The following is an 11887-nucleotide window of genomic DNA, read 5'->3' on the forward strand; positions in this document are numbered from 1 at the left end:
CTTTATTCTGAATGGGTGGGTCGTGCAGGATAAGCCGCGGCCCATCCGGGGCCACGCCCTGCGGGTGATGCTGGCGCATCAGCCTGAACCGCTCCCGGCGCTTCAGTCGAACCTGCGCAGGTTCTCATCCGGCACGTTCAACTCTGTGCAGCAGAAACGAAAAAAGCGCCTTTAAGGCGCTTTTTTCTGAATTGGTGGGTCGTGCAGGATTCGAACCTGCGACCAATTGATTAAAAGTCAACTGCTCTACCAACTGAGCTAACGACCCGAAGTGGTGGGTGATGACGGGTTCGAACCGCCGACCCCCTCCTTGTAAGGGAGATGCTCTACCAACTGAGCTAATCACCCACTTCGTACTGCTTAACAGGTCTGTATCACACTAAGATATGGTGGGTGATGACGGGCTCGAACCGCCGACCCCCTCCTTGTAAGGGAGATGCTCTACCAACTGAGCTAATCACCCATATCTTATAACCTGTTCACTGCGGGCCACCGGGTTAGAGTGGTGGGTGATGACGGGTTCGAACCGCCGACCCCCTCCTTGTAAGGGAGATGCTCTACCAACTGAGCTAATCACCCCCGCTGTGTGGAGTCGCATTATAGGGATAGTTGATTTTGAGTCAACGCTTTTTAAAACATAAATGTGCGTTCGGTTTATTTTTAAACATCCTGTGGCGCTTTTAGCCAATGTGCTGGTTTTACTGGCAGAAAAGGCCCTTTTCCTCGGGCGCAGCCAGCGGGCACGCATTGAGGATTCACCACCAGATGCTAGAATGTGGCCACTATTTCGCGTCTAACCTGTTTTTTGTCATCCAGACAGAGAACCCGCGCATCTAAGGCAATACTGAATGAAAATCAAAACTCGCTTCGCGCCCAGTCCTACCGGCTATTTACATGTGGGCGGCGCCCGTACCGCACTCTATTCCTGGCTCTTCGCCCGCCACAATCAGGGCGAGTTCGTGCTGCGTATTGAAGACACCGATCTGGAGCGCTCAACGCCAGAAGCCATCGAAGCTATTATGGATGGCATGAACTGGCTGAGCCTCGACTGGAATGAAGGCCCTTACTACCAGACTAAACGTTTCGATCGCTATAACGCGGTGATTGATGAAATGCTGGCGGCGGGCACAGCCTATAAATGCTACTGCTCGAAAGAACGTCTCGAAGCCCTGCGTGAACAGCAGATGGCGGATGGCGAAAAGCCACGTTACGACGGTCGCTGCCGTGACAGCCACGATCATCACGCAGCGGATGAGCCTTGCGTGGTGCGTTTTCGCAACCCACAGGACGGCTCGGTCATTTTTGATGACCAGATCCGCGGTCCGATTGAATTCAGCAACCAGGAGCTGGATGATTTGATCATCCGCCGCACCGACGGCTCACCGACTTATAACTTCTGCGTAGTGGTTGATGACTGGGATATGGGTATTACGCACGTCATTCGTGGCGAAGACCATATCAACAACACCCCGCGCCAGATCAACATTCTGAAAGCGATTGGCGCACAGGTGCCGGTCTATGCCCATGTGTCGATGATCCTCGGCGATGATGGCAAGAAGCTGTCCAAGCGTCACGGTGCCGTTGGCGTTATGCAGTATCGTGATGATGGTTATCTGCCGGAAGCGCTGCTGAACTACCTGGTTCGCCTCGGCTGGTCACATGGCGATCAGGAGATCTTTAGCGTTGCTGAGATGACTGAGCTGTTTACGCTGGATGCGGTCAGCAAGTCTGCCAGTGCCTTCAATACCGAAAAATTGCAGTGGCTGAATCACCATTATATTAATGCCTTGCCGCCAGAATATGTTGCGACGCATCTGCAATGGCATATTGAAGAGCAAAAAATTGATACCCGTACCGGTCCGGAACTGGCGAAGCTGGTTGGTCTGCTGGGGGAACGTTGTAAGACGCTGAAAGAGATGGCGGCTTCCTGCCGTTATTTCTATGAAGACTTTAATGAGTTTGACGCCGATGCTGCGAAGAAACATCTTCGTCCGGTCGCGCGTCAGCCGCTGGAAGTGGTGCGTGATAAGCTGGCGGCAATCAGCGACTGGACTGCGGAAAACGTTCATCAGGCGATTCAGAGCACTGCAGATGAGCTGGAAGTCGGAATGGGCAAAGTCGGTATGCCGCTGCGTGTGGCGGTGACCGGTGCCGGTCAGTCACCCGGTCTGGACGTGACTGTTGAAGCGATTGGTCGTAGCCGCAGCGTCGCGCGCATCGATCAGGCGCTGGCCTTCATCAGTGAGCGCGAAGCGCAGGCCTAAATAAATCTGCCGGAAGCCAGCACGCTTCCGGTTTTTTTTACTCTTCATTAATCCCCAGCCGCTGCAATACGCCTTTAATCCCTTCACGTAATATTAATGCCGTGAACTGATCCTGCTCGGCCTGACTCATTTGCTGCACGGAACTAATTAATAACGCAGGCAATGAATGAGGGGCTGTACCGTAGGTCGCTGAGGGTTCATTCAGGTTGCGCGTTGACTGGATGAAATTTTTAACACGCTCATCAATATGGATCAGGCGAGCCTTACCGCCTTGTACACCGGGCTTTGGCGTGGTGGTCCAGTTTTCCCGTTTGATCCACTTGTTCACCGTTTGTCGACTGTAACCCGTTTCTGCTGCCAACTCTTCGGGAGTGAGCCATTCCTTTTTCACAATGCTGTCCCTGTTAAATACATTAGCACTACATATTACAGCAAAACGTAACGGGTGAAAGTAACTGAAGGTGAAATTGCCTTTTGCCACTCGACAAAAGGCAAGAAATCATTTATTGCACGCTGCCGGCAGGTTCAACAGCCGGGCGGAAGGCGAGGAAGTAGGCCAGACCGACGAAAACTGCCCCGCCGACGCCGTTACCTAAAAATACCGCGACAAAGTTAGGGAAGTATTCTGCCCAGCTCATCTGACCGGCGAAGATGGCGGCCGGAATGATAAACATATTGGCCACTACGTGCTGGAAGCCGATAGCGACGAAGGCCATGACCGGGAACCACATGCCGAAAATTTTGCCCACCACATCTTTACTGGCAAACGCCAGCCACACCGCCAGACAGACCAGCCAGTTACAGCCTACGCCGGAAATAAAAGCGTGCAGGAAATCGGCGTGTACTTTCGCTGAGGCGATGGCGACAGTCTTCTTCAGGTAATCTCCTTCGGTCATGCCCAGCATGTGGCCAAAGAACCAGGCCACCGCCACGCTGCCGAGGAAGTTAGCCAGCGTCACCCAAAACCAGTTACGCGCAACGCTGAAAAACGAGATACGACGGGCAAACCACGCCACCGGTAAGGTCATCATATTGCCGGTCAGCAGCTCTCCGCCCGCCAGAACCGTCAGAATTAATCCGACCGGGAAGACCGCCGCACCCAACAGGCCGCCGAATGAGCCCCAGTCAGCAGGCAGGGAATTGATAACGTGCAGATCCAGCAGGAATCCGGTGGCAATAAAGGCTCCTGCCATAAAGCCGAGGATCAGAAGAATGCTGACCGGCGCACGGCTTTTGGCCACGCCCGCCTGGATCGCCAGTTGGGCGATTTCTTTTGGTGTATGCAGCGACATAGTTTCTCAATATTTTTTTGATTAATGGGACGGTAAACGCCTGGTGGACGCGTGGCTGGCGGGAGAGGGTCCCGCTGACCACTTAATTAGCGCGCTAAGTTTTGCATGCGGAAAAGACGAAGACAAGAAAATTCCTATAACATATTTAACCGTGATTTAACCTGGCCGCAGTCTGAATAACAGAAAAAACCGCTCAGGCTTTTACAGCCGCTTTTCTGAGGTTGCCATGCTGCTGAAACCGCTCAGGTTGCCGCCTTTTTCAGCGATCAGACGCAGAATGTGATTTTGCCGTTGACACTCTGGAGGGGGTTTCATATTATGCCGTCCGTCGCTTAACACGACAGTTTTTCGGTTCGGGGCTATAGCTCAGCTGGGAGAGCGCCTGCATGGCATGCAGGAGGTCAGCGGTTCGATCCCGCTTAGCTCCACCAAACTTCTTCCCAAAAGTTTGGCACTGAAAAACGATTCCAGATGTGGGGGTATAGCTCAGCTGGGAGAGCGCTTGCATGGCATGCAAGAGGTCAGCGGTTCGATCCCGCTTATCTCCACCATTTTCTGACAATTTCTGTCAAACTCGCCTTTCTGATTGTGACTTCTCGCTTAACCGCGCGAATGCGTGATTTCTGCCGTTTATCACCCGATCGGCCTGTATCTGAACCTTCTGTTGTAGCCACCTGCTATCACGCTCAGAACGCTGCTGTGCGGCGATACCGCCATTCTTTGTCTGCCAGACGACTATTCTGCCCCCGGCACGCTGTTGAGATGATTGCGCTGTGCTTAGCGATCGGTGATGCGCAGCGTCAGCATGTTGCTGAGCCGTGATGACAGGAAGCAGAAGAGGGATGAAGCAGAAAGGGCAAAGAGACAGAAGAGAAGGGCGAGACCTGCTCGCCCTTTTAAATCAGAACGCCAGCACCAGACCGGCAATCGCGGCTGAAAGCACGCTGACCAGGGTTGAGCCGTACAGCAGTTTCAGACCAAAGCGGGAAACGACGTTGCCTTGCTCTTCGTTCAGACCTTTGATAGCGCCTGCCACAATACCGATAGAAGAGAAGTTAGCGAACGAAACCAGGAACACCGACAGGATGCCTTCGGCGTGCGGTGACAGCTGACCGGCGAGTTTCTGCAGATCCATCATCGCAACGAACTCATTCGACACCAGCTTGGTGGCCATAATACTGCCAACCTGTAACGCTTCACCTGCCGGCACGCCCATCACCCAGGCAAACGGATAGAAGACATAACCCAGCACGCCCTGGAAGGTGATACCGAAAATCACGTCAAACAGTGCATTCAGGCCGGAAATCAGCGCGATAAAACCGATCAGCATCGCGGCCACAATGATGGCAACACGGAAACCGGCCAGGATATACTCGCCCAGCATTTCAAAGAAGCTCTGGCCTTTATGCAGATCCTGCAGTTGCAGATCTTCTTCGCTGTCGACGCGGTAAGGGTTGATCAGTGACAGCACGATAAAGGTGCTGAACATGTTCAGTACCAGCGCCGCGACCACATATTTAGGCTGCAGCATAGTCATGTAAGCGCCGACAATCGACATCGAAACGGTCGACATCGCGGTGGCCGCCATGGTGTACATCCGGCGCTGTGACATCTGGCCGAGGATATCTTTATAGGCAATGAAGTTTTCTGACTGTCCCAGTATCAGAGAACTCACGGCGTTAAACGATTCCAGCTTGCCCATGCCATTCACTTTTGACAGCACGGTGCCGATGCCACGGATAACCCACGGCAGAATGCGGAAGTGCTGCAGGATACCGATCAGCGCAGAGATAAAGACGATCGGGCACAGTACGTTGAGGAAGAAGAAGGCGAGGCCTTTATCATTCATATTGCCGAAGACGAAGTTGGTACCCTCAGCCGCATATTTCAGCAGATGGTCAAACACGCCGGCAAAGCCTTTGACGAATCCGAGTCCCGCTTCGGAGTTCAGGAAGAACCAGGCGAGCACAATTTCAATCACCAGAAGCTGTATAATGTAGCGAATGCGAATACTTTTTCGGTCGTGACTGACCAGCAAGGCCAACACGCCGACCACCACCAGTGCTAAAAGAAACTGCAAAATATGGGACATGGTTGCTCCAAATTTGAGGAGGGTTGTATTTTGCTGCGTATTCTATGTAACGCGTTACTTAAAAACGAGATCTGAACCACAATATAAGTATTCGCTATCACCTTATTTTCCAGAAAACTCTCAGCGATCACGTCTCGTTTACAAAACGTTCACAGTAGATAACCACAAATTTATTGTCTATATTTTGCACCGGGCGTAGAGTGACATCGTTGCTCACATTTTTAGCACTCACTTCCTTTACTGTAAGATATAGCAATGGCTATACTTTATAGCAGCATCTATTTCATCAATAACAATAACCGAATTTCACTTGCAACCGCTTCCTCCTAAGCTTGCCGGGGTAGGCACATGTTCAGACAGGGTACCGTATATGTTTGAAAGTCGTACCGCCGAGCGCGCCGCTCGCGGAGTAAGAAAAGTCAAACTCGCACTGTTGGGACCCGCGTTTATTGCCGCTATCGGCTATATCGATCCGGGCAACTTTGCGACAAATATTCAGGCGGGCGCGGCGTACGGCTATAAATTGCTGTGGGTGGTGGTGTGGGCCAACATCATGGCGATGCTGATCCAGCTGATGTCGGCCAAACTGGGTATCGCCACCGGCAAAAACCTCGCTGAACATATTCGTGACCGCTTCCCCCGGCCGGCGGTGTGGTTCTATTGGGTGCAGGCGGAAATTATCGCCATGGCCACCGATCTGGCGGAATTTATCGGCGCGGCGCTGGGCTTCAAATTGCTGCTGGGCATCTCGTTGATGCAGGGCGCGGTGCTGACCGGCATCGCTACCTTCCTGATCCTGATGTTACAGAGTCGCGGGCAAAAGCCGCTGGAGCTGGTGATTGGCGGGCTGCTGCTGTTTGTCGCCGCCGCCTATATCGTTGAGCTGTTCTTCTCCCAGCCCAAGGTCAGTGAACTGGTGATCGGCATGGCGCTGCCCTCTTTGCCGACCTCAGATGCGGTGTTCCTCGCCGCCGGGGTGCTGGGCGCGACCATTATGCCGCACGTGATCTATCTGCACTCCGCACTGACCCAGGGCAAAAGCAGCGACAGCAAAGGTCAGCGTTACTCGTCGACCAAACTGGACGTGGCGATTGCGATGACCATCGCCGGATTCGTTAACCTGGCGATGATGGCAACCGCAGCCGCGGCCTTCCACTTTAGTGGACACAGTAAAATTGCCGAACTCGATCAGGCCTACCTGACGCTGCAACCGTTACTGGGCGAAGCCGCTGCCATCGTGTTTGGTCTGAGCCTGGTGGCCGCCGGTTTATCGTCGACGGTGGTCGGTACGCTGGCGGGACAGGTGGTGATGCAGGGCTTTATCCGTTTCCATATCCCGCTCTGGGTGCGCCGCACGGTGACCATGCTGCCCTCCTTTATTGTCATCTGGGCAGGCTGGGATCCGACCCGTATTCTGGTGATGAGTCAGGTGCTGCTCAGCTTTGGTATTGCGCTGGCATTAATTCCGCTGCTGGCGTTCACCGGCAACCGTGAACTGATGGGCGATGAGATGGTGAATTCTCGCCTGATGCAGCTGACCGGCTGGGTCATTGTGGCGCTGGTGATTACGCTGAATATCTATCTGCTGGTGGGACAAGCGCTGGGACTATAACGGCGGCAGGCAACGAGAAACGCCCGGTTTTGCCGGGCGTTTTGCATTAATGGTGATCGTGTCCATGATGGTCGCGGCCATGGTGATCGTGACGGTCATGATGGTCGCGACGATACTGATGTTCCCAGCGGCGATCCCGATCACGCTGGTGCCAGCGGCGTTCACGTTCCCACTCCTGATGACGCCGCCACTCTTCATGACGCCACCAGCGGCGCTCATTCCAGGAATAGCGATCGTTCCACCAGCGCGGTTCGCGCCAGTGGCCGCCATCCCAGTAGTAGCCACGACGGTCGCGGTCACCCAGTTGCAAAGTCACGCCGGGAGCCAGCGTTATGGAGGCACTGGACGCGTGTGCGGTGTGTATTGCCAGCGGTGATAACATTGCCAGCAAGGCGGCAAACAAAACGGCTCTTTTCATTTTTTTTCTCCTCATCAACAGTCTGATGCTGTTGCGGCGCAGCGATTATGCCTGCGTATTGCTGTTGTTACCGCATCATTGTGTCGGAAGATTGTGAGGAAATTGGGGAGAAAACGGGGATTGAGACTATTCTGGCGCAGAAAATGCCCGGCCTGCGCCGGGCGAAAAAAGTTACTGCAGGGCAGCCTCAATTGCGGCTAACTCTGCCTGATCAAACTGACGGCTGGCGAGCATCGCCACTGCATCATCAATCTGGGCGGTTTTGCTGGCCCCGATCAATACTGAGGTTACCCGATCGTCGCGCAACACCCAGGCCAGCGCCATCTGCGCCAGTTTTTGTCCACGCTGCAGGGCAATCTCATTCAGCTTGCGGACTTTTTCCATCTTCTCGTCGGTCAGCTGATTCTCGCTAAGGAATTTACTGCCGCTTGCTACCCGTGAATCCTCCGGAATGCCTTGCAGATAGCGGTCAGTCAGCACGCCGCCCGCCAGCGGTGAAAAGGCGATACAGCCGACCCCCGCGTCACCCAGCGTCTGAATCAGACCCTGCTCCGGAGTACGTTCGAACATTGAATAGCGCGGCTGGTGGATCAGACACGGTGTGCCGAGATCGCGCAGAATGGCAATCGCCTCGGCTGCGCGATCGGCCGGATAATTCGAAATGGCGGCGTATAACGCTTTACCCTGACGCACCACCTGATCCAGTGCGCGCATAGTCTCTTCCAGCGGCGTCTCCGGATCCGGACGGTGATGATAAAAGATATCGACATACTCCAGCCCCATACGCTTCAGGCTTTGATCGAGACTGGCCACCAGATATTTACGCGATCCCCAGTCACCATACGGACCGTCCCACATGGTGTAGCCCGCTTTGGTCGAGATAATCAGTTCATCGCGATGAGCACGAAAATCTTCGCGCAGAATACGGCCAAAGTTTTCTTCTGCCGAGCCCGGCGGCGGACCGTAGTTATTGGCTAAGTCGAAGTGGGTTATGCCGTGGTCAAACGCATGACGCAGCAGGGCGCGGCTGTTATCCACCCGGGTGTTGTCACCAAAGTTATGCCACAGGCCAAGTGAGATTGCGGGAAGTTTAATGCCACTGCGGCCGCTACGGCGGTATTCCATCTGCTGATATCGATCGGGACGGGGGAAAGACGACATTCAACGCTCCTGGGTCAAAAACGGGGATTTGTGCCAAAAGGATAGCAGTGTATACGGTTACACTCAGTGACAACGCGCCGCACATCGCATATTTACAGAGTAATCCGCCGCCGTAACGGCGGCTTGCCAGCCATTGTGGCTGGCACCTGCGACTCTTTTCTCGCCAATTTTGCAGGCTGTCAGATACTTAAGCCGACTCTCCTATAAAAGGAATCTGCTATGTCCGCTTTTACTGTTGGTGACTACCTGTTGGCACGTCTGCAGGAGATTGGCGTGCAGCATCTGTTCGGTGTGCCGGGTGACTACAATCTGCAATTTCTGGATCGGGTTATCGACCATCCGGTAATCCATTGGGTCGGCTGTGCTAACGAGCTGAATGCCGCCTACGCCGCAGACGGTTATGCCCGCTGCCGCGGGGCAGCGGCGCTGCTGACGACGTTTGGCGTGGGCGAACTGAGTGCCATCAACGGCATTGCCGGCAGTTATGCCGAACATCTGCCGGTGATCCACATTGTCGGCGCACCCGCGACCCAGGCCCAGCAGCAGGGTGACTGCGTGCATCATTCACTGGGTGATGGTGATTTTCGTCATTTCATCCGCATGGCCGAAGAGGTGAGTGCCGCAACCGCGCTGTTAACCGCGGAAAATGCCAGCGCGGAGATCGACCGGGTGATTGTCAGCGCGCTACAGATGCGCCAGCCCGGCTATCTGTCGCTGGCGGTGGACGTAGCCGCCTGTGACGCTGAGCCACCAACACAGCCCTTAAACCTGATCCACGCTTCATCACACCAGGTGCGCGAAGCCTTCAGGCAGGCCGCCGAACGGTTGCTGGCACCGGCAGCGCGGGTTTCGTTACTGGCGGACTTTCTGGCATTGCGCTGGCAGCAGCAACCGGCACTGGCCGCGCTGCGCCAGCATCGTGCAATCCCCTGCGCCAGTTTACTGATGGGCAAAGGGGTGCTGGATGAACAGCAACCGGGATTTGTCGGCACCTACGCGGGCGAGGGCAGCGCCGGCCAGGTCCGTGAGCAGATCGAACAGGTCGATGTCACCCTCTGCGTGGGCGTACGCTTTACCGACACCATTACTGCCGGCTTTACCCAACAGTTTGCTGCTGAACGTCTGATTGATCTGCAGTCACACTGCGCCACTGTGGCCGGGGAAACGTTTTCACCGCTATCGATGACTGACGCGCTCAGCGAACTTGATGGATTATTTGCCCGCTATGGTCAGCAATGGCAGCTCGGGCCGCAAGCGACCGCCGCCGCGCCGGTTGAGGCGGCGGCGACCATCAGCCAGCAGGCTTTCTGGCAGGCGATGCAGGAATTTCTGCAGCCAGGCGATATTATTCTGGCTGAGCAGGGCACCGCGGCCTTTGGTGCGGCAGCATTGCGCTTGCCGACACAGGCGCAGCTACTGGTTCAGCCATTATGGGGATCGATCGGCTATACTCTACCGGCAGCGTCTGGCGCGCAGACCGCCGATCCCGCTCGCCGGGTAATCCTGATTATTGGCGACGGTTCGGCACAGCTAACCATCCAGGAACTGGGGTCAATGTTGCGCGACCAGCAGCAGCCAATCATCTTTCTGCTGAATAATGAAGGATATACGGTTGAGCGGGCCATTCACGGCGCAACACAACGTTACAATGATATCGCCCAGTGGAACTGGACGGCGTTGCCGCAAGCCCTTAGCCTGCACGGCCAGGCACAGAGCTGGCGCATCAGTGAAACGGTCCAGTTACAGGAAGTGATGGCGCGACTTTCTCAACCTCAACGTCTGACGCTGGTTGAGGTGGTGATGCAGAAAGAGGACTTGCCTCCGCTGCTGCGAAAAGTCACTGCCTGCCTGAATCAACGCAACGGTGGATAGATTCAGATAGTTGCCGCTGTGCAGGTCAGGCTATCGCGGTTAGGCTGTAGCGCACCTGAGTAGACGCTCACCAATCGCACCGGTGAGCGTTGTTGTTTTATGGGCAGGATTTTATAGTGTCCTCCAACTCTTTAAGACCCCAAGCGGAGCAACAGAAGAATGACAACCTATGCCTTGGTCGGCGATGTCGGCGGCACCAACGCCCGCCTCGCCCTGTGTGAGGTGGAAAGCGGCAGCATCTCCCAGGCCAAAACATTCTCAACATCAGAGTACGACAGCCTCGAAGCCCTCATCCGCCATTATCTTGATGAACAACAGCAGGATATTAAAGATGGCTGTATTGCCATTGCCTGCCCGATTACCGATGACTGGGTTGAAATGACCAACCACGATTGGGCGTTTTCGACGCGCAAGCTGAAAGAGAACATCGGTTTTGAACACCTGGAAATCATTAACGACTTCACCGCGGTTTCGATGGCGATCCCGATGCTGACTGCCGATAACGTTATTCAGTTCGGCGGCGGCGAGCCGGTTAAAGATAAACCTATCGCTATTTACGGCGCCGGTACCGGGCTGGGCGTCAGCCATCTGGTTCACGTCGATAAGCGCTGGGTGAGCCTGCCGGGCGAGGGCGGTCACGTCGACTTCGCCGCCAACAGCGAAGAAGAAGATCAGATTCTGGAAGTGCTGCGCGAAGAGCTGGGCCATGTCTCCGCAGAACGCGTGCTCTCCGGTGCCGGGCTGGTTAACCTCTATCGCGCCATCGTTAAAGTGGATAATCGCGTGCCGGAAAACCTGAAGCCGAAAGATGTCAGTGAACGGGCGCTGGATGACAGCTGCACCGATTGCCGTCGTGCACTTTCGCTGTTCTGCGTCATCATGGGACGCTTCGGCGGCAACCTGGCGCTGAACCTCGGCACCTTTGGTGGCGTTTATATTGCGGGTGGCATCGTGCCACGCTTCCTGGAATTCTTTAAAGCCTCGGGTTTCCGTGCTGCGTTTGAAGATAAAGGCCGTTTCCGCGATTATGTTGCCAGCATCCCGGTTTATATGATCACCCACGATCAGCCTGGCCTGCTGGGTGCCGGTGCGCATCTGCGTCAGACGCTGGGCCGCGAAATCTGATTTGCACCTCATCCGCTATACCGCTTCCCGACCAGGCTGCCGATCAGGCAG

At 55.0% G+C, this 11887-nt stretch carries 9 protein-coding genes and 6 tRNA genes; 6 read left to right on the forward strand and 9 right to left on the reverse strand.

Annotation, left to right across the window (positions count from 1 at the left end; all coding sequences use genetic code 11):
* Positions 1–192: 192 nt before the first annotated feature.
* The 4 genes from ABIB18_RS22000 to ABIB18_RS22015 form a co-directional block, all read right to left on the reverse strand.
* Positions 193–268 (reverse strand) — tRNA-Lys (locus ABIB18_RS22000).
* Positions 269–272: 4 nt separating this feature from the next.
* A tRNA-Val gene (locus ABIB18_RS22005) sits at positions 273–348 on the reverse strand.
* 39 nt (positions 349–387) lie between these two features.
* A tRNA-Val gene (locus ABIB18_RS22010) sits at positions 388–463 on the reverse strand.
* Positions 464–503: 40 nt separating this feature from the next.
* Positions 504–579, reverse strand: a tRNA-Val gene (locus tag ABIB18_RS22015).
* Between the two features lie 269 nt (positions 580–848).
* Here ABIB18_RS22015 and gltX point away from each other — a divergent pair.
* Positions 849–2264: a glutamate--tRNA ligase gene (gltX, locus tag ABIB18_RS22020; RefSeq protein WP_089561696.1), complete on the forward strand. Its 1416-nt coding sequence runs from the start codon at positions 849–851 to the stop codon at positions 2262–2264.
* Between the two features lie 37 nt (positions 2265–2301).
* On the opposite strand, the gene ABIB18_RS22025 is transcribed toward gltX, so the two are convergent.
* The gene (locus ABIB18_RS22025) at positions 2302–2655 is read right to left on the reverse strand and encodes a YfeC-like transcriptional regulator (RefSeq protein ID WP_031375868.1); all 354 of its coding nucleotides are present in this window, start codon (positions 2653–2655) and stop codon (positions 2302–2304) included.
* Between the two features lie 112 nt (positions 2656–2767).
* The gene (locus ABIB18_RS22030) at positions 2768–3556 is read right to left on the reverse strand and encodes a formate/nitrite transporter family protein (protein WP_354475736.1); all 789 of its coding nucleotides are present in this window, start codon (positions 3554–3556) and stop codon (positions 2768–2770) included.
* 355 nt (positions 3557–3911) lie between these two features.
* Here ABIB18_RS22030 and ABIB18_RS22035 point away from each other — a divergent pair.
* Together ABIB18_RS22035 and ABIB18_RS22040 are read left to right on the forward strand one after the other, a co-directional pair.
* Positions 3912–3987 (forward strand) — tRNA-Ala (locus ABIB18_RS22035).
* Between the two features lie 44 nt (positions 3988–4031).
* Positions 4032–4107 (forward strand) — tRNA-Ala (locus ABIB18_RS22040).
* A 350-nt stretch (positions 4108–4457) separates the two neighbouring features.
* Here ABIB18_RS22040 and ABIB18_RS22045 read toward each other — a convergent pair.
* On the reverse strand, positions 4458–5648 hold the full coding sequence (locus tag ABIB18_RS22045) for a NupC/NupG family nucleoside CNT transporter (RefSeq protein ID WP_031375870.1): 1191 nt from the start codon (positions 5646–5648) through the stop codon (positions 4458–4460).
* Positions 5649–6018: 370 nt separating this feature from the next.
* Between ABIB18_RS22045 and ABIB18_RS22050 the strand changes: the two genes are divergently transcribed.
* Positions 6019–7260: an Nramp family divalent metal transporter gene (locus tag ABIB18_RS22050; RefSeq protein ID WP_089561698.1), complete on the forward strand. Its 1242-nt coding sequence runs from the start codon at positions 6019–6021 to the stop codon at positions 7258–7260.
* 46 nt (positions 7261–7306) lie between these two features.
* Here ABIB18_RS22050 and ABIB18_RS22055 read toward each other — a convergent pair whose 3' ends face one another.
* Together ABIB18_RS22055 and mgrA are read right to left on the reverse strand one after the other, a co-directional pair.
* Complete coding sequence (locus ABIB18_RS22055; protein ID WP_031375872.1) at positions 7307–7678, reverse strand: DUF2502 domain-containing protein; 372 nt, start codon at positions 7676–7678, stop codon at positions 7307–7309.
* 171 nt (positions 7679–7849) lie between these two features.
* Positions 7850–8839 (reverse strand): L-glyceraldehyde 3-phosphate reductase, encoded by a 990-nt coding sequence (gene mgrA, locus ABIB18_RS22060; RefSeq protein WP_031375873.1) that lies wholly within the window; start codon positions 8837–8839, stop codon positions 7850–7852.
* A gap of 219 nt (positions 8840–9058) precedes the next feature.
* Between mgrA and ABIB18_RS22065 the strand changes: the two genes are divergently transcribed.
* Complete coding sequence (locus ABIB18_RS22065; RefSeq protein WP_354475739.1) at positions 9059–10711, forward strand: thiamine pyrophosphate-binding protein; 1653 nt, start codon at positions 9059–9061, stop codon at positions 10709–10711.
* 159 nt (positions 10712–10870) lie between these two features.
* Positions 10871–11836 (forward strand): glucokinase, encoded by a 966-nt coding sequence (gene glk / locus ABIB18_RS22070; protein WP_354475741.1) that lies wholly within the window; start codon positions 10871–10873, stop codon positions 11834–11836.
* Positions 11837–11887: the final 51 nt, after the last annotated feature.

Source organism: Pantoea sp. UYEF8 (assembly GCF_040546285.1).
Lineage (GTDB): Bacteria > Pseudomonadota > Gammaproteobacteria > Enterobacterales > Enterobacteriaceae > Pantoea > Pantoea brenneri.